Source organism: Winogradskyella sp. SM1960, assembly GCF_020179375.1.
Lineage (GTDB): Bacteria > Bacteroidota > Bacteroidia > Flavobacteriales > Flavobacteriaceae > Winogradskyella > Winogradskyella marina.
Genome location: NZ_JAICBG010000003.1, coordinates 105,350 through 122,995, shown reverse-complemented (window position 1 = coordinate 122,995; position 17,646 = coordinate 105,350). Strand labels below are relative to the sequence as shown.

The window sequence follows — 17,646 nt, the reverse complement described above, 5'->3', positions numbered from 1 at the left end:
GGCATGTGCTGAACTTGATTCAGCATCTAAAACCTTGCAGGTCTTGGAACCTAACCACAAATGAAACTAACAAAACAAGACATACAATTTATAGATCTCTACTTAGAGAATTCTGATGTCATTTACGTTGATATAAGAATGGAAATGGTAGATCACGTAGCGTCTGATATTGAAAACCAAATTGAAGCAGGTGATACGAGAGGCTTTTATGATATTTTCAAAGATTACATGGTTGAAAATAAAGCACAACTCTTAAATGATAATAAACAATTTTTAAAATTGGCTGATAAAAAAATATGGAAAACCTTTGTTCAGCAGCTTAAAAGTCCACTGACACCTATACTCTTTTTAGCATCTTGTCTTGGGTTTTATATCTTATTTCAAAATTATTCCATAGAAACGTTTAGGCTGTTTATTTCTATAATTCCGCTCGTTGGATTGACTGGATTTATCCTAACCTACGTCGTTTATCAAGGTGTAAAACAGAATAAAAGATTCTCAGTAGTAGAACGCTTGGCATTTCCTTTTTTAGCTTTTTACCAATTGCCTAATATCTTTATTAGTAGAACAAAAGACATCAACGGAACAAGTGATTTGTTTTGGACAATTGGTGGTGCAAGCCTATCGCTAACTTTAGTGATGATTTTGGTTATAATAAGCATAAAGCTATTTATGGATTATGAAAGCCGATTTAAAAGTGTAGTCTAAAATGAAACTCACCAAAGAAGAAATAAAATTCATAGACAACTACCTTATTAAAAATGAGGTTAAGTTTTGGGATGTACGTTTAGAATTATTAGACCATATTGTGTCTGCTGTAGAAGATAAAATGGCAAATGATGGTATTTCTTTCAATGAAGCATTGCTTGAAATTCATAGAGGATTTGGAAATCAATTTATAGAATTCGGTGTTTCAAAGGACAGAATTTTTGAAAAAGGATTGTATCAAAGTAATATTGGATTTAAGAAATTTACGAGAAATAAGCAGAAAGAACTTGGTAGGAAATACCGAAAAATGACATGGAACCATCTTAAAACTAAATTTTTCACCTTTAAATTTTGGTTAGAATACATCGCAGTTATTTTGTCATTTATTACAATCTATCAAATTAAACCAGAGTTAAGTTTTCTTATTGGTTTGTTGGTATTAATTCTGCCTACTATTTATTCAGCATATTATACTTTTAAAGATAAGTCTACTAGAAAATCCTTGAATTTTGCAATGGCAACAAGTTCTGCGATGTTAGTTTGGTCCATGTATAATCTCTCCTATTATATCTTAAAGGAAAATTACGAAAATGCTGCAAGTATGCCTGATGGCTTCTTTGTAATTGTTGCATGTTTATTTTATCCAATGATAAGAACTAATATTGATGTATATCGGAAAGTGTATGAAGAGAATAAAAAATCTTTTAGTCTCAAGTTTTTATAAATGAAACTAACAGAACCTCAAATACAAGATCTCTACGCTTTCACAAGGCAGCATTTTGTGGAGCATTACGATTTACAAACCGAACTCGTAGATCATTTAGCTAATGATATTGAAACCCAATGGCAAAATCAACCCAAACTCAGTTTTGAAGAGGCTAAAAACAAAGCTTTCAAGAAATTTGGTGTCTGTGGTTTTATGGACGCTATTGAACAACGGACTAAAGCGATGAATAAACGTTATAGGCGTTATTTATGGAATGAACTTAAAAATTGGTTTGCGTTACCACAAATATTTGCAACGTTAAGTTTGTTTTTAGGGTTTTATTTGGCTTTCTCTACTTTTTATACGCCAATTTTAGCCTTGGTTTTTTATGGTATTATAATAATTTGGGCCATTTATAAAGGTATCCAACTTAATAGACAATTTAGACGTAGAAAGGAAATTTCGAACAAAAAATGGATGCTAGAAGAAATTATTTTTAGACAATCTGGAGTAACGTCAATGGTTTTTATGTCGCAATTATATAATGTATATAGAATACCAGAAGGTTTTATAACGAACATTTACTTTATTGTCGGTTTATCATTAGCATTTACTGCTTTCGTAATTATCAGCTATATCAGCTTTGAAGTCTTACCAAGTAAAGCCGAAAAACTACTCAACGAAACCTATCCTGAATTTTGTTTGTAACAAATCTCCTTTTTTTAATACTTACAAGGTAAACCAACCCATCATTACACTATGATAAAACAATTTATAAATCTAGAATGGAAAGCGTTTACGCGCTCTGCTTCATTTCAGGTCAACTTAGCACTTAAAATATTAATGGTTTTTGGTGCGTTCTTTATGTTATTATATGCTTTAGGAGCAGGTATTGGCGCCTATTATCTTATTGAAGAAATGGTTGATCCAGAACCATTAAAAATCATCAACCAATTTTTAATCTTCTATTTTATTTTCGATTTGGTTTTTAAGTATTTTCTACAAAAAATGCCTATTGTAAATATTAAACCGCTATTGTATTTACCATTAAAGAAGGATCAAATTGTTAAATTCGGAATCAATAAAACAATGATTTCATTTTTCAACATTTGGCATGCTTTCTTTTTTATTCCTTTTTCAATTGTTTTAATCATAGAAGGTCATCCGTTTATAAATGTGTTGGGTTGGCATTTAGCGATGCTTGCACTTGTGTATTGTAACAATTTCATAAATATTTTTGTCAATAGTAAAGATGTTGTTTTCTTCGCTGTAATTGGTGTCATAGCAATTTTAGGAGGACTACTTTATTTCAATATTTTTGATGTGACGCAATTCACAGCACCAATCTTTTCAGCATTTTATAATCAGCCTTATTTAGCTATAATCCCAATAGTATTGGCTTTTGTATTGTATAAAATGGCATTCAAATATTTTAGAGAAAACTTCTATTTAGATGCTGGTTTAGCTAAGAAAGTTGATATCGCGGAAACGGACACTATGGATTATTTAAATCGTTTCGGTAGCATTTCAACCTTTCTAAAAAATGATATTAAGCTCATAAAACGTAACAAACGTTCTAAAATGACCATTTTTATGAGCTTTCTCTTTATTTTCTATGGCTTGTTGTTTTTTACAGGAAGTATAGAAGTCTACGACGGTCCTTTTTGGCGCATTTTTGCAGGTATTTTTGTGTCGGGTGGTTTTCTGTTTAGTTTCGGTCAATTTGTGCCGAGCTGGGATAGTGCTTATTATCCGCTCTTAATGAGTCAGAATATTAGATATAAGGAATATTTAGAATCCAAATGGTATCTTATGGTTATTGCTACGGTTTTCACAACAATTATTGCCTCATTCTATCTCTACTTTGGTTGGCAAGCTTATGCAGCTGTTGTTGTAGGTGCTATTTATAATATCGGAGTTAATTCTCATATGGTCCTTTGGGGAGGAGCGTATATAAAAACACCGATAGATTTAACTTCAGCAAAAAAGGCTTTTGGAGATAAAAAATCATTTAATGTAAAGACGTTGCTGTTAACCATTCCTAAATTGGTGTTACCCATGGTAATTTATGCCATAGGTCATTTTGCTTACAGCGAAGTGTTAGGCTTTGCTTTGGTAGCAATAACAGGACTTATAGGATTATTATTTAAAAATAAGGTATTTAGTATTATCGAGAAGATTTACAAATCTGAAAAGTATAAAACACTAGTGGCTTACAAACAAAACAATTAGAATTATGATTATTACATCCAACTTATCAAAAACATATAATAGCAATACGGTTTTAAAAATCGATAGTTTAGAGATTCCTAAAGGTCAAAGTTTTGGACTTGTGGGCAATAATGGCGCAGGAAAAACAACCTATTTTAGTTTGTTGTTAGATTTAATTCAGCCTACCACAGGACATATAAAAAATAATAATGTACTGGTTAATGAAAGTGAAGACTGGAAGCCATTTACGTCTGCATTTATAGACGAAACCTTTTTAATCGGTTATTTAACACCAGAAGAATATTTTTATTTTATTGGCGAATTACGCGGCCAAAACAAAGCAGATGTTGACGCTTTATTAGCGCAGTTTCAAGATTTTTTCCATGGCGAAATTTTAAATCAAAAAAAATACCTTAGGGATTTAAGTAAAGGAAATCAAAAGAAAGCCGGAATTGTAGCGGCACTAATCGGAAATCCTGAAGTGATCATCTTAGACGAACCCTTTGCCAATTTAGATCCAACCACTCAAATCCGATTAAAAGAAATCATCAGAGATTTAGCACATAAAAAAGGAGTTACGGTATTAGTTTCTAGTCATGATCTATTACATGTTACAGATGTGTGCGAACGTATCGTTGTGTTAGAAAAAGGACATGTGATTAAAGATTTAGAAACCAATCCTGCAACATTAAAGGAATTGGAAGCACATTTTTCTGGCACTGCAATGGCAATGCAAGAGGAAGAATAAAAAATGCAGTAGATTGATATCTGCAAAATGGCAGTGTACGGACAAGTCGCAACTTGTTCGTACAACGTGCAATTTGTAAGTGTGGTTGCAAAGCATTATTCATCTCAGAAATAATTTACGATGGCATGAATATTATTTTTCAATCGATTTTATCAATTACAAATGAACCACAATCAAGCCTTATTCTTGATTCTAACAGTGAAGCGGTCTAATATCTTATAAATTTCAGCCTCAAATTCAAAAAGATCCTTATTTTTACCATCTAACACACTAAACAAGGTGTTTTTCAGTTATCTATTAACCAAATAGAACCAACGTTTGAAAACCTATTACAAATTCATATTATCGCTATGTTGCGTGGTGATGCTTACTCAAAGCTGTTCACGTACAAAGGATAAATTTATAAACCGACAATTTCATGCTATGGGCACAAAATACAATGTGCTTTATAATGGCAATATTGCTTTAGAGCGTGGAAAAGATGCCGTTAATAATGAGTTTACCGAAAACTTCTGGGAGCTTTTACCTGTGGAGCGTATGAATGTGTCCGAAGATATCTTTCTACCAGGACAAACCAAAAATGCTGATTTTGAACGTGCCGAAGAAAAAGCCATAAAAGCGATTCAGGTACATGGCATGAATATCGAAGGAAAAGAAAAAAATCCTCAAATAGATGAAGCCTATTTACTTTTAGGTCAAGCACGCTATTTCGATCAACGTTTTGTGCCAGCCATGGCTGCGTTTAATAATATTTTAAATAAGTATCCAACGAGCGATAAAATCAATCAAGTTAAAATTTGGCGCGAAAAAACAAACATGCGTTTAGATAATGACGCTGGAGCCATTGAAAAACTAAAACGTTTATTAAAAGAAGAAGACATAGAAGGGCAAGATCTGGCAGATGCTACAGCAGCTTTAGCACAAGCGTATATCAACATAAAATCTAAAGATAGTGCAATTGCTCAGCTAGATATTGCAGCAAAAAACACTGAAGTTAAAAGAGAAAAAGCACGTTACCACTTTATTAAAGGACAGTTATATAACGAGTTTGGTAAAAAAGACAGTGCTAATATTGAGTTCGATGCTATTATAGACATGCATCGTAAAGTCCCAAGATCATTTTACATTAATGCACATATAGAAAAGTCAAATAATTTTGATGTATTAAACGGTAACCAACTTGAATTTGAAGAATACCTTACAGAATTAGAAGAAAATAGAGAGAACAGACCGTTTTTAGATAAAATATATTACCGCATTGCAGAATACCATCGCACTAATACAACAGACAGTCTTGCCGAAGCATACTATAATAAATCCCTGAGAAAAACAACCTCAGACAAGCACCTTAGGGCACTTAGTTATGAAACTTTAGGGAACATGTATTTTGATAGAAACGTTTATAAAACCGCTGGAGCCTATTACGACAGTACAATGACGGCAATGGTTGAAAATTCAAAACCATACCGAATTATTAAAAGAAAGCGCGAAAATCTTGACGACGTTATCTATTACGAAGGCATAGCTCAAACTAATGATAGTATTTTAAGGATGGTAAGTCTTCCAAAATCAGAACAATTAGCGATTTATACAAAACATGCTGAAGCACTTCGTTTACAAGCATTAGAAGAACAAAAACAACAAGAAGAAGCTTTAGAAAGACAAAAAAGGCAAGTAGCGCCAACAGCTGGAAATCTAAAGCAGAAAGGCAGGGCCGTAGCATCACAAGCTTCAAAACGACCTCCAGGAACCTCTAGAACGCTACAAGCCTCAGGAGCGAGCGCAAGTAGTAGTTTTTATTTTTATAATGCAACGACAGTAGCTTATGGAAAAAATGAATTCCTAAAGCTTTGGGGAGATCGTAAGCTACAAGATAATTGGAGACATTCTAGTCAGCGTGCAGATATTGTAAATACGTCTAAAGAAGATGAGGAAACAGGCGAAACAATAGAAGATGTTCGTTTCAATCCTGAAACCTATTTAGCATCCTTACCAACAGAACAAACGGAAATAGATAGTATTGCTACAGAGCGCAACTTTGCCTATTACCAATTAGGAATTATTTATAAAGAAAAGTTTAAAGAGTTTCTGTTGGCAAAGTCTAAACTCGAAAACCTATTGGAAAATAAACCTGAAGACCGTTTAATTTTACCTTCAAAATATAATTTGTACGGAATTTATCTAGAATTAGGTTTAAACCAAAAAGCAGAAGCAATGAAGTCTGCTATTATACAAGACTATCCAGAGTCGCGCTACGCGGAGATATTATTAAATCCACAATCGGAATTGTCTAAGGATGAAAACAGTCCAGAATTCATTTACACAACCCTTTATAAACAATTTGAAAACGAAGAATATGCAGCTGTTATTACAGAAGCAGAAGCACAGATAAAGCGATTTGAAGGTGGTGATTTTGTACCTAAGTTTGAAATCTTAAAAGCATCGGCAAAAGGAAGACTTTATGGTTTTGAAGCTTACAAAGAAGGTATTAACTATATTGCATTAACTTATGCTAATACTGATGAAGGCAAAAGGGCTCAAGAAATTATAAACGAAGCACTTCCTGTGTTAGAGAAGAAAGAATTTATTTCAGATGATGATACTGACAAATTTAATGTCATATTTCAATTTGAAAATAATTCGGGTGAAGATATTGAAGCATTTATAAAGACTTTAGAAGAAGAAGTTGCAAAAATCGACTACTTTGATCTTACAGTTTCAAAAGATCTTTACACTGAAAACACCACTTTTGTGGTGGTTCATGGTCTAACAAGTATAAATGGAGCCAATGGGTTTGGTGAATTGCTTAAGTCAGAAGAAAAGGATAAAAGAGGGCGTGTCATTAAACCAAAAATAACGCGGCCATACTTTGCTATTTCATCACCAAACTATGCGATTATTCAACGACATAAAAACTTAAATGCGTATTTAAAGCTGCAGTAATTTAAAACTAATTTATTATGTTTTCCTCAGACAATAAAAAATCTAAACAACACGGAACTATGGAAACAAGTACACAACAAAATATAATAGCGCAAGGCACTAAAATTGTAGGTGATATTGCGAGCCAAGGACCATTTAGAATCGATGGAACAATTGAAGGTAATGTAAAAACCTCTGGCAAAATAGTTGTTGGTAAGTCGGGCTTTATTAAAGGAACTTTACAAGGAGAAAATGCTGATTTTGAAGGTAAGTTTTCAGGGAAGCTTATTTTGTCTGGTACATTATCCTTAAAGACTACAGCTCATATTGAAGGTGAAGTACATGTAAGTAAGTTGGCTGTAGAGCCTGGAGCAACTTTTAACGCTACTTGTAGTATGAAAGGCACTGTAAAATCTTTATCTAATGAGCCAAGCAAATCACAACAAACCGCAAAAGCCCAAAACTAAAAAGAGCGATCTTAATTCTTATGCTCGTTATTCTAGCATAGCAATTCAGATGGTAATTATTATCGGTGTTGGGACATTCATAGGAGTAAAACTCGATGAATACTTTCCTAATGAGCATAAATTATACACTTTAATATTGTCATTATCTTCCGTAATTTTGTCAATGGTTTATGTTATAAGACGTATTATTGCAAGCTCATAAGTAGATTAAAAATGGAGGATTTTAAAAAGAGACAAATAGCATTTGTTTTGCAGTTAGTTGGACTTAGTGTGTTATTATTTGGTATTCACGCTTATCTTTTGTTTCACTTTGCAAAAGACACTACTTTCTTTTTTCCTGTTTGGCATATTTATACCTTTCACGTCATTGTGACCTTAATAGTATATACAGTAGTCAATTACAAATTTTCCTCTGGAATGAAAGATGTTTTTATTCTATTTATGGGAATGACACTTTTTAAGATGCTATTAGCGATATTATTTTTACTACCATTAATTCTATCGGATTTTGAAAACAAAGTGCCAGATGTTTTCAATTTTTTCATCCCGTATTTCTTGTATTTGTTTTTTGAGGTTTTAGGCTTAGTTAAATTTCTTCAAAAGTCCTAAGGTTTGTTTTTTTAAAACTTATAAATCAACGGTTTCCGTAGTAAAACAGTAATTATAAATTATAGAAAAATTATTGTTTGTCAATTCATTTAATGTACGTACATTTGCATGAAATTTAAAAGAAGGTATTTTAAAGCCGTAAATAATGACATTAAGCACCTTAAAGCGCACCCTTTTTACTGTTTTGTTTTTAACTGTTTTTAGCTTCAGTTTTGCTAAGCAGAGTGAAGACACAGGAGATTCAGAAAAGTTTGACTCAAAAGCAATGATTTTGCATCACGTTAAGGATGCTTATGGTTTTCATATTGCCACCTTACATAAGGGGCAGGAGAATGAAACTCATATAAATATTCCTTTGCCTATAATTCTTTATACAGATCAAGGGTTTACAGCCTTTTTGTCCTCTGAATTTGAGTACGACTATAATGGAAATGTAGTTGTAGAAAAAGATGGTCAAAAATTCGCTAACGTGCACGAGAAGATATACGTGCTTAACGAAGGTGAAACGGCGGTTGCTTATGATGCAGATCACCATCCAACAAATGCTTCGAGACCAATTGTAGATTTATCAGTGACCAAGAATGTCTTTATGATGTGGGTGTCAGTTATAGTACTGTTACTTATTTTTATGACGGCCGCAAAACACTATAAAAAATCTGGAGAGAATGTTCCTAAAGGTATTGCTAGTTTTATTGAGCCTTTAGTTCTTTTTGTAAGAGACGACATTGCTATTCCTATGATAGGTGAGCACAAGTATAAGCGCTTTATGCCTTATTTGTTAACCGTGTTTTTCTTTATATGGATAAATAATATTTTTGGATTAATTCCAATTCTTAATGGTGCTAACCTTACAGGTAATATTGCATTTACATGTGCTATGGCATTGTGTACGTTTGTAATTACCACTTTGAGCGGTAATAAAAATTATTGGAAACACATATTTTGGATGCCAGGAGTTCCGGTGCCGATGAAAATATTTTTAATGCCTATTGAGATTGTTGGGATGTTTGTTAAACCTATATCGCTAATGATTCGTCTGTTTGCTAATATTACAGCAGGTCATATTATTGTATTGGCATTAATGTCTCTGATTTTTATATTTAAGAGCTATGCTGTAGCGCCAATATCAGTAGGTTTTTCATTGTTTATTATTATTATCGAGATATTAGTAACAGCAATACAAGCATATATATTTACAATATTGTCTGCCCTTTATTTTGGAATGGCAACAGAAGAAGCACATTAAACTAAATATTACTAATTTAAATTTTATATTATGACTATTACAGGAATCGCAGCTATTGGAGCTGGTATCGCAGTAATTGGAGCAGGAATGGGAATTGGAAAAGTTGGTAGCTCAGCTATGGAAGCTATGGCACGCCAACCAGAAATCCAAGGAAAAATCCAAACTTCAGCCCTTATTTTAGCAGCTTTTATTGAAGCTGTTGCATTATTCGGTGTTGTTGTTGCTTTATTACAAGGATAAGAAGACTAAGATACAGAAGTAGCGGTTGGCTGCTTCTGTGTTTTTACTTTAATTCTCTAGAGCTATAGAGAATCGTTTTTTGACCTAATTAGTCATATAGAATAAAACTTAAGTTATATAAATAAAACAGTATGGATATAATTAAACCAGAACTTGGTCTCGTATTTTGGTCGTTAGTAACTTTTATAATACTACTTATTGTATTAAGAAAATTTGCTTGGAAACCTATTTTAGGAGCTGTTGAGGAAAGAGAAGAAGGTATAAAAACTGCCTTAGCATCTGCCGAAGGCGCACGTAGAGAGATGGAAAATCTTAAAGCGGATAACGAGCGTATTTTACAAGAAGCGCGTAACGAACGTGAAAGCATGTTGAAAGAGGCGCGTGAAATGAAGAACAAAATGATTGCTGATGCTAAAGAAGAGGCTCAGGCACAAGCTGATAAAATGATTACTCAAGCTCAAGAAGCTATTGTAACCGAAAAGAAAGTAGCGATGGCTGAATTAAAAAGTCATGTTGCAGGCTTATCTTTAGATATCGCTGAAAAAGTAGTGCGTAATGAATTATCTAATAAAGACAAGCAACTAGAATTAGTTGAGTCTATGTTAGGTGAAGCAAAGTTGAATTAAAGTATCGTTGAGCGTAAGTTCAAATCGATAATCATTGAAGTATAATTAAAAGTCACCCACATCGTGGGCATAAATATGTCAGGATCAAGAGCAGCCATAAGATATGCTAAAGCGGTTTTAAGCATAGCAACAGATCAAAAATCTGCAGAAGCGGTAAATAGTGATATGAAATTAATCAAAAACACTATTGCTGAGAGCGGAGAATTAAATCAAATGCTTCAAAGTCCTGTTGTAAGATCTACAGATAAAAAGGAGGTATTATTAGCAGTTTTCAAAAATGCTAATGATGCAACCACTAATTTAATAGATACTTTAATTGCTAATAAAAGATTGGCGTTATTAAATGATGTTGCCATAAGTTATATTCAGTTATACGATGAACTAAGAGGTAGCCAAGTAGCAACAGTTACAACAGCAGTTCCATTAACAGAGGAGTTAAAAACGAAAGTATTAGCTAAAGTTAAAGAACTTACAGGAAAAGACGCTGAAGTAGAAAATATTATAGATGAAAACATTTTAGGTGGTTTCATATTACGAGTTGGAGATATTCAGTATAACGCTAGTATTGCAAACAAACTCGATAAATTAAAAAGAGAATTTACATTAAATTAAAAGCGTTAGCGTAGACGTTTATCGTCCACATCTAACGTCTAATATCTAAACAAAGATGGCAGAAGTAAAACCAGCTGAAATATCAGCAATCTTAAAACAACAACTTTCAGGTTTTGAAGCAGGTGCTTCATTAGATGAAGTAGGAACAGTATTAACCGTAGGTGATGGTATTGTACGTGCATATGGATTAGCTAATACACAATATGGTGAATTAGTCGAATTTGAAGGTGGTGCAGAAGGTATCGTTCTTAACCTTGAGGAAGATAATGTAGGTATTGTACTTTTAGGAACTTCAATTGGAATTAAAGAAGGCTCTACAGTAAAACGTACAGGACGTATCGCCTCTGTTAAAGTAGGTGAAGGTATTGTTGGACGTGTTGTAGATACTTTAGGTAATCCTATTGACGGTAAAGGTCCAATAACTGGAGATACTTATGAAATGCCATTAGAGCGTAAAGCACCTGGTGTTATCTATAGAGAACCAGTAACAGAACCATTACAAACAGGTATTAAGGCAATTGATGCTATGATTCCAGTGGGTAGAGGACAACGTGAGTTGGTTATTGGTGACCGTCAAACTGGTAAAACAGCAGTTTGTATTGATGCGATTTTAAATCAAAAAGAATTTTACGATGCAGGTGAACCTGTATATTGTATATATGTTGCTGTAGGTCAAAAGGCTTCTACAGTAGCTTTAATTGCTAAAACTTTAGAAGAAAAAGGAGCTTTAGCTTACACCACAATAGTTGCGGCTAACGCTTCAGATCCTGCAGCAATGCAAGTTTGGGCACCTATGACAGGAGCTTCTATTGGAGAGTACTTTAGAGATACTGGTCGTCCAGCGTTAATTGTATTTGATGATTTATCAAAACAAGCCGTTGCTTACCGTGAGGTATCTTTATTATTAAGACGTCCACCAGGACGTGAGGCATATCCTGGTGATGTATTTTACTTACACTCAAGATTATTAGAGCGTTCTGCTAAGATTATTAATAACGATGAGATTGCTAAAGAAATGAATGACCTTCCAGAGGTGTTAAAGCCAATGGTAAAAGGTGGTGGTTCATTAACAGCTTTACCAATTATTGAAACACAAGCGGGTGACGTTTCAGCATATATTCCTACCAACGTAATTTCTATTACAGATGGTCAGATTTTCTTAGATGGTGATTTATTTAACTCTGGTGTTCGTCCAGCAATTAACGTAGGTATTTCTGTATCTCGTGTTGGTGGTAACGCACAGATTAAGTCTATGAAAAAAGTATCTGGTACGTTAAAATTAGATCAAGCACAGTATCGTGAATTAGAAGCGTTTGCTAAGTTTGGTTCTGATTTAGATGCCGTTACTTTAAACGTAATTAATAAAGGTAAGCGTAATGTTGAAATCCTAAAACAAGCGCAAAATGATCCTTTTAAAGTAGAAGATCAGGTGGCTATCATTTATGCAGGTTCTAAGAACTTATTAAAAGATGTGCCTGTAGAGAAAGTAAAAGAATTTGAACGCGATTATTTAGAGTTCTTAAATGCAAAGCATAGAGATACTTTAGACACGCTTAAGGCAGGAAAATTAACTGATGAGGTTATTGATGTGTTAACGAATGTGTCTAAGGAACTTTCAGCGAAGTATAGAGCATAGTTGTCATTCCTGCGAAAGTAGGAATCTCATGTTTGAGTTAATATAATTGAAGACGCATTTAATGCGTAATGAGAAAAACAGATTATGGCGAATTTAAAGGAAATTAGAAACAGAATATCATCGGTATCTTCAACGATGCAGATTACTAGTGCCATGAAAATGGTATCTGCTGCTAAGTTAAAGAAAGCTCAAGATGCTATTACTGCAATGCGCCCTTATTCTAATAAGTTATCGGAATTGCTTCAGAGCTTAAGTGCAACTTTAGACGAAAACACTGGAAGTAAGTATGCAGAGCAACGCGAAGTTGAAAATGTACTTATCGTGGCTGTCACATCTAATAGAGGCTTATGTGGTGCTTTTAATTCTAATATTATTAAACAAACGAGTAATTTGATTAATAATGTTTACGCCACTAAAAATGTTTCGATTTTAGCTATTGGTAAAAAAGCCAATGATGCGTTTGCAAAACAAGATAGAGTTATAGCAAACAAAAGTGAAATTTACGACGACTTAACGTTCGATAATGTTTCTGAGATAGCAGAAATGCTAATGGAAAAATTTGAAACAGGTGAGTTCGATAAAATTGAAATCGTTTATAATCACTTTAAGAATGCAGCAACTCAAATAGTAATGACGGAACAGTTTTTACCAATTGTACCTGTAGAAACTGATGAAAACGTTACTTTAGATTATATTTTTGAACCTTCTAAAATAGAAATTGTAGAAGAATTAATCCCTAAGTCGTTAAAAACACAATTATATAAAGGGATTAGAGATTCTTTTGCGTCAGAACATGGTGCACGTATGACAGCGATGCATAAAGCAACAGATAACGCAACAGAATTAAGAGATCAACTTAAGTTAACTTATAACAAAGCACGTCAAGCGGCTATTACTAATGAGATCTTAGAGATTGTTGGTGGTGCTGAAGCTTTAAATAATTAAATTTAACTTATGATACATTGAATTTAGTCTTAGTGTCTCATAAATAATATTATAAAACCTAACTTTAACGAGTTAGGTTTTTTTTATGACTTAAATTAAAATGTTATAAAACCTATAGTTGTCGTTTGTTACATCTTAACCAATAACAATAGGAAAGGCCTAAGAAAGCCAACTTTCGTCATTGTTTTGCCACGCGCTTTATCCGTCACTTTTTACTATTCTAGTCCAAAAGCAATAACAACACAACGCGATTAATCCACACCTTTTAAGGTAACACCTATTCAATTTATAGAATGCGTTGCTGTAATTAAAGTTGGTCGTGAAAGAAAGCCTGTTTTTGTTTTTATTTCTAGTGTTTGTGTCAACTAATGTTTTAATTATTGATGTTTTGAAAGTCATAAGGTCTCAAATTATTTCAATACTTTTGAATTCAATAAGATAAATACATTGAGCGGATTCAAATCACTTTTTAAACAGACATTTATTTATGGCTTAGCGACTGTACTGCCTAGAATGTTAAGTTTTATTTTAGTCCCACTTTACACGGATCCAGCTGTACTCTCAGTAGAAGAATATGGACGTGTATCATTCATCTTTGCTTATTTTGTGTTATTTAATGTTGTTTTGGCATACGGCATGGAAACGGCTTTTTTTAGGTTTTTCAATAAAGAAGATCATCAAGAAAAAGTAACTAGCACTTCTGCAGTGTCATTAATAATCAGTTCTTTTGGGTTGATCGGAATTACCTTTTTGTTGAGACATCAAATTTCTAGTCTAATAAATATTGAGCTTAAGTACCTCAATTTAGTCTTTATTATTTTGCTATTAGACGCTTTGGTTATTATTCCATTTGCTTGGTTGCGCGCTACAGCAAAACCAATGCGTTATGCTATTATTAAAATATTAAATGTTGCCGTAAATCTTGGGCTCAATGTTTTCCTATTACTATACTTAAAAGATTTAGCAGAAAGTAATTCTGTTTTCGATCGTATTTATAAGCCGGATTTTGAAATAAGTTACATCTTTATTTCCAACGTCATTGCAAGTGGACTAACATTACTATTATTACTTCCATTTTATACAAAACTTAAGTTTACGTTCGATACCGTTCTTTGGAAAAATATGATGCGTTACGCCATACCAGTGCTTATTGCTGGCATTGCCTACTCAGTTAATGAAACCTTTGATCGTATTTTATTAGAGTACTTATTACCAGATGATATTGCTGATCAACAAATTGGTATGTACTCTGCATGTTACAAGCTGGCTTTATTCATGACCTTGTTTGCAACCGCCTTTCGTTTAGGAATAGAACCGTACTTTTTTAGCCATTCTAAAACAGATAATCCACAAAAAAATTATGCTAAAATTTTAGAATATTTTGTAGCCCTTGGTTCTGTAATCTTTTTAAGCGTTGTTGTTTTTGCAGATGTTTTAAAACCTTTTATAATTCGAAGTGAAGCCTATTACGAAGCCATGTGGATTGTTCCATTTATACTTTTAGCCAATTTTTGTTTAGGTATTTATCACAACCTTTCCGTGTGGTATAAAATAACAGATCGTACTAAGTACGGCGCTTATATTTCAATACTTGGTGCTATTACAACTTTAGTATTAAATGTAGTCTTAATTCCAATTATAGGTTTTAAAGGTTCGGCCATAGCAACACTTTCAGCGTATTTAATTATGATGCTGCTATCGTTTTACTTCGGAAAAAAACACTATCCAATTCCTTATAACTTGAAAAAAATAGGCGCATACCTTTCTGTATCTATAGTGTTTTCATTTGTGTTTTTCTATAACTATCGCGAGAATTATATTATAGGAATTGCAATGTTAATTGTATTTTTGGGACTGGTTATTTCACTTGAAAAGAAGGAATTAAAACAAGTGTTAAAACGTTAATTATTCTGTCCTCTCGAGCGCAGACGAGAGGGTGTTATTGAGGTTAGAGTTTTACATAGTTTTCGACTGCGTTCGAACAGACAAAAATGACTTATGAAAATTAAAATAATAAACAAATCAATTCACAATTTACCGCATTACGAAACCATCGCATCTGCAGGTATGGATTTACGAGCAAACTTATCGGAGCCTAGAATTTTAAAGCCATTAGAACGCAGTATTGTTGGTACAGGTCTATATATAGAATTACCAATAGGAACTGAAGCACAAGTAAGGCCAAGAAGTGGTTTAGCGGCAAAAAAAGGAATCACAGTTTTAAATGCACCTGGCACTATTGATGCGGATTATAGAGGTGAAATCGGTGTGATATTAGTCAACTTGTCTAATGAGGATTTCGAGATTCAGAATGGAGAGCGTATCGCACAATTAGTTATTGCCAAACACGAACGTGCAGAATGGGAGCAGGTTGACGTTTTATCTGATACTGATCGCGGTGAAGGTGGTTTTGGAAGTACAGGAACTAAATAACTAATTCCTGCGAAGGCAGGAATCTCTGAATAAATAAGAATGAAACTTTGGTATGTCTATATAATGGCAAACAAGCCATATGGAGTAATTTATATCGGAGTGACGGATAATATAGAAGAAAGAGTAAAAGAACATCAATTAAAAGTGTATCCTAAATCATTTACAGCAAAATATAATTGTGATTTGTTGGTGTATTTTGAAGAGTTTGAAGATGGAAGTAAAGCTGAGAAGCGAGAAAACCAATTCAAAAAATGGAAAAGAGATTGGAAAATTGAATTAATAGTAGAAATGAATCCTAGTTGGTCAGATTTAAGCACCAACTGGAATTTAAATTATAATAAATTAAGAACAAAATAAAGAGATTCCTTCACGATAATTATCGGGATTCAAAGGAATTAAGTTTAACCTAAAAGATACCTGCTTTCGCAGGCATAGAGATGAAAATAATAGTACCAATGGCAGGCAGAGGATCTCGCCTAAGACCACACAGTTTAACCGTACCAAAACCTTTAATTCCTGTTGCAGGTCAACCGATAGTACATCGTTTAGTAAAGGATATTGCTAAAGTTTTAAAACAACCCATTGAAGAAATTGCCTTTGTATTAGGCGATCCTGCTTGGTTTGGAGACGATGTAGTAGCTAGTTTAACTGAATTAGCAGAAGGTTTAGGTGCAAAAGCATCTATTTATAGACAAGATCAACCTCTAGGAACTGGTCATGCTATTATGAGTGCAAAACCATCATTGTCTGGTCCTGCTGTAATTGCTTATGCAGATACTTTAATTAGAGCTGAGTTTGATTTAGATCCAACAGCAGATAGTGTTATTTGGACCAAATCTGTAGAGAATCCTGAAGCCTATGGTGTTGTAAAATTAAATGATGACCAAAATATTGTTGAACTTGTAGAGAAACCAGAAACCTTTGTAAGTAACCAAGCCGTTATTGGTATTTATTACTTTAAAGATGTAGCTGTTTTAAAAGAGAAATTGCAAGAGATTTTAGACGAAAACATTATGAATGGTGGCGAGTACCAAATAAACGATGGTATAAAACGCATGATGGCAGATGGACGCATTTTTAAAACAGGAACCGTTGACGAGTGGATGGATTGTGGAAATAAAGCCGTGACACTAGACACTAACGCAAAAATGTTAGGTTTTTTAACATCAGATAACGAAGAGCAATTAGTTGATGATTCTGTTGTTTTAGAAAATTCAACAGTAATAGAACCATGTTACATAGGAAAAGGGACAGTTTTAAAAAACACAACAGTTGGACCAAATGTTTCAATTGGTAAGGATTGTGTGATTCAAAATTCAACCGTTAAAAATAGCTTAATACAAAACCAAACTACTATTAAAAACGCTAATTTAGACGAGGCTATGATTGGAAATCATGTAAAGTACAATGGCGAGTTTACTAAGATTAGTATTGGTGATTATACTGTTATAGAATAAAATCTTTGCAAAAGCTGAAACGGCTTTATTTTTAGTTAAATTTAGTTTTTGGAATAACTTTTGTCAGTGATTAGGTTATG

19 protein-coding genes are annotated in these 17,646 nt (G+C 33.4%); all 19 read left to right on the top strand.

The annotated features are described in order from the left end of the window. Nucleotides 1-60 precede the first annotated feature (60 nt). Complete coding sequence (locus K1X16_RS09400) at nt 61-708, top strand: hypothetical protein (protein WP_225035897.1); 648 nt, start codon at nt 61-63, stop codon at nt 706-708. A 1-nt stretch (nt 709) separates the two neighbouring features. After that, nucleotides 710-1,432 (top strand): hypothetical protein, encoded by a 723-nt coding sequence (locus K1X16_RS09395; protein ID WP_225035896.1) that lies wholly within the window; start codon nt 710-712, stop codon nt 1,430-1,432. Continuing rightward, on the top strand, nt 1,433-2,122 hold the full coding sequence (locus tag K1X16_RS09390) for a hypothetical protein (RefSeq protein ID WP_225035895.1): 690 nt from the start codon (nt 1,433-1,435) through the stop codon (nt 2,120-2,122). It abuts the gene before it with no gap. A 51-nt stretch (nt 2,123-2,173) separates the two neighbouring features. Then, entirely contained in the window at nt 2,174-3,646 is a 1,473-nt protein-coding gene (locus tag K1X16_RS09385) for a DUF5687 family protein (RefSeq protein ID WP_225035894.1), read from the top strand. A 4-nt stretch (nt 3,647-3,650) separates the two neighbouring features. Beyond that, entirely contained in the window at nt 3,651-4,373 is a 723-nt protein-coding gene (locus tag K1X16_RS09380; RefSeq protein ID WP_225035893.1) for an ABC transporter ATP-binding protein, read from the top strand. 423 nt (nt 4,374-4,796) lie between these two features. Then, nucleotides 4,797-7,316: a tetratricopeptide repeat protein gene (locus tag K1X16_RS09375; RefSeq protein WP_225035892.1), complete on the top strand. Its 2,520-nt coding sequence runs from the start codon at nt 4,797-4,799 to the stop codon at nt 7,314-7,316. A gap of 17 nt (nt 7,317-7,333) precedes the next feature. Then, nucleotides 7,334-7,762, top strand: coding sequence for a polymer-forming cytoskeletal protein (locus K1X16_RS09370; RefSeq protein ID WP_195870265.1), 429 nt, complete (start codon nt 7,334-7,336; stop codon nt 7,760-7,762). Beyond that, entirely contained in the window at nt 7,719-7,964 is a 246-nt protein-coding gene (locus K1X16_RS18080) for an AtpZ/AtpI family protein (RefSeq protein WP_195870264.1), read from the top strand. The genes K1X16_RS09370 and K1X16_RS18080 overlap by 44 nt, the downstream gene beginning before the upstream one ends. An 11-nt stretch (nt 7,965-7,975) precedes the next feature. Beyond that, a complete protein-coding gene (locus tag K1X16_RS09360; RefSeq protein ID WP_225035891.1) occupies nt 7,976-8,371 on the top strand; it encodes a hypothetical protein in 396 nt (131 codons plus the stop codon). 145 nt (nt 8,372-8,516) lie between these two features. Then, on the top strand, nt 8,517-9,617 hold the full coding sequence (gene atpB / locus K1X16_RS09355; protein WP_225035890.1) for a F0F1 ATP synthase subunit A: 1,101 nt from the start codon (nt 8,517-8,519) through the stop codon (nt 9,615-9,617). A gap of 30 nt (nt 9,618-9,647) precedes the next feature. After that, a complete protein-coding gene (gene atpE / locus K1X16_RS09350; RefSeq protein ID WP_195870261.1) occupies nt 9,648-9,857 on the top strand; it encodes an ATP synthase F0 subunit C in 210 nt (69 codons plus the stop codon). A gap of 131 nt (nt 9,858-9,988) precedes the next feature. Beyond that, entirely contained in the window at nt 9,989-10,483 is a 495-nt protein-coding gene (locus K1X16_RS09345; RefSeq protein WP_225035889.1) for a F0F1 ATP synthase subunit B, read from the top strand. Between the two features lie 75 nt (nt 10,484-10,558). Beyond that, entirely contained in the window at nt 10,559-11,095 is a 537-nt protein-coding gene (atpH, locus tag K1X16_RS09340) for an ATP synthase F1 subunit delta (protein ID WP_195870259.1), read from the top strand. A gap of 55 nt (nt 11,096-11,150) precedes the next feature. Then, nucleotides 11,151-12,731: a F0F1 ATP synthase subunit alpha gene (gene atpA / locus K1X16_RS09335; protein WP_195870258.1), complete on the top strand. Its 1,581-nt coding sequence runs from the start codon at nt 11,151-11,153 to the stop codon at nt 12,729-12,731. An 84-nt stretch (nt 12,732-12,815) separates the two neighbouring features. Then, complete coding sequence (gene atpG, locus K1X16_RS09330; RefSeq protein WP_195870257.1) at nt 12,816-13,676, top strand: ATP synthase F1 subunit gamma; 861 nt, start codon at nt 12,816-12,818, stop codon at nt 13,674-13,676. Nucleotides 13,677-14,123: 447 nt separating this feature from the next. Continuing rightward, nucleotides 14,124-15,581 (top strand): oligosaccharide flippase family protein, encoded by a 1,458-nt coding sequence (locus tag K1X16_RS09325; RefSeq protein ID WP_225035888.1) that lies wholly within the window; start codon nt 14,124-14,126, stop codon nt 15,579-15,581. A gap of 93 nt (nt 15,582-15,674) precedes the next feature. Further along, nucleotides 15,675-16,109, top strand: coding sequence for a dUTP diphosphatase (gene dut, locus K1X16_RS09320; protein WP_195870255.1), 435 nt, complete (start codon nt 15,675-15,677; stop codon nt 16,107-16,109). 39 nt (nt 16,110-16,148) lie between these two features. Further along, nucleotides 16,149-16,466, top strand: coding sequence for a GIY-YIG nuclease family protein (locus tag K1X16_RS09315; protein WP_225035887.1), 318 nt, complete (start codon nt 16,149-16,151; stop codon nt 16,464-16,466). An 80-nt stretch (nt 16,467-16,546) separates the two neighbouring features. Next, nucleotides 16,547-17,566, top strand: a complete 1,020-nt coding sequence (locus K1X16_RS09310; RefSeq protein ID WP_225035886.1) for a sugar phosphate nucleotidyltransferase — start codon at nt 16,547-16,549, stop codon at nt 17,564-17,566. The last annotated feature ends 80 nt before the right edge of the window (nt 17,567-17,646 follow it).

What these genes read in the sequence shown, in the direction of transcription:
- atpG (WP_195870257.1), top strand. Translation starts at nt 12,816, where the DNA reads ATGGCGAATTTAAAGGAAATTAGAAACAGAATATCATCGGTATCTTCA.
- K1X16_RS09315 (WP_225035887.1), top strand. Translation starts at nt 16,149, where the DNA reads ATGAAACTTTGGTATGTCTATATAATGGCAAACAAGCCATATGGAGTA.
- atpH (WP_195870259.1), top strand. Translation starts at nt 10,559, where the DNA reads ATGTCAGGATCAAGAGCAGCCATAAGATATGCTAAAGCGGTTTTAAGC.
- K1X16_RS09375 (WP_225035892.1), top strand. Translation starts at nt 4,797, where the DNA reads ATGGGCACAAAATACAATGTGCTTTATAATGGCAATATTGCTTTAGAG.
- atpB (WP_225035890.1), top strand. Translation starts at nt 8,517, where the DNA reads ATGACATTAAGCACCTTAAAGCGCACCCTTTTTACTGTTTTGTTTTTA.
- K1X16_RS09385 (WP_225035894.1), top strand. Translation starts at nt 2,174, where the DNA reads ATGATAAAACAATTTATAAATCTAGAATGGAAAGCGTTTACGCGCTCT.
- K1X16_RS09380 (WP_225035893.1), top strand. Translation starts at nt 3,651, where the DNA reads ATGATTATTACATCCAACTTATCAAAAACATATAATAGCAATACGGTT.
- atpE (WP_195870261.1), top strand. Translation starts at nt 9,648, where the DNA reads ATGACTATTACAGGAATCGCAGCTATTGGAGCTGGTATCGCAGTAATT.
- K1X16_RS09400 (WP_225035897.1), top strand. Translation starts at nt 61, where the DNA reads ATGAAACTAACAAAACAAGACATACAATTTATAGATCTCTACTTAGAG.
- atpA (WP_195870258.1), top strand. Translation starts at nt 11,151, where the DNA reads ATGGCAGAAGTAAAACCAGCTGAAATATCAGCAATCTTAAAACAACAA.
- dut (WP_195870255.1), top strand. Translation starts at nt 15,675, where the DNA reads ATGAAAATTAAAATAATAAACAAATCAATTCACAATTTACCGCATTAC.
- K1X16_RS18080 (WP_195870264.1), top strand. Translation starts at nt 7,719, where the DNA reads ATGAGCCAAGCAAATCACAACAAACCGCAAAAGCCCAAAACTAAAAAG.
- K1X16_RS09370 (WP_195870265.1), top strand. Translation starts at nt 7,334, where the DNA reads ATGTTTTCCTCAGACAATAAAAAATCTAAACAACACGGAACTATGGAA.
- K1X16_RS09360 (WP_225035891.1), top strand. Translation starts at nt 7,976, where the DNA reads ATGGAGGATTTTAAAAAGAGACAAATAGCATTTGTTTTGCAGTTAGTT.
- K1X16_RS09310 (WP_225035886.1), top strand. Translation starts at nt 16,547, where the DNA reads ATGAAAATAATAGTACCAATGGCAGGCAGAGGATCTCGCCTAAGACCA.
- K1X16_RS09395 (WP_225035896.1), top strand. Translation starts at nt 710, where the DNA reads ATGAAACTCACCAAAGAAGAAATAAAATTCATAGACAACTACCTTATT.
- K1X16_RS09345 (WP_225035889.1), top strand. Translation starts at nt 9,989, where the DNA reads ATGGATATAATTAAACCAGAACTTGGTCTCGTATTTTGGTCGTTAGTA.
- K1X16_RS09390 (WP_225035895.1), top strand. Translation starts at nt 1,433, where the DNA reads ATGAAACTAACAGAACCTCAAATACAAGATCTCTACGCTTTCACAAGG.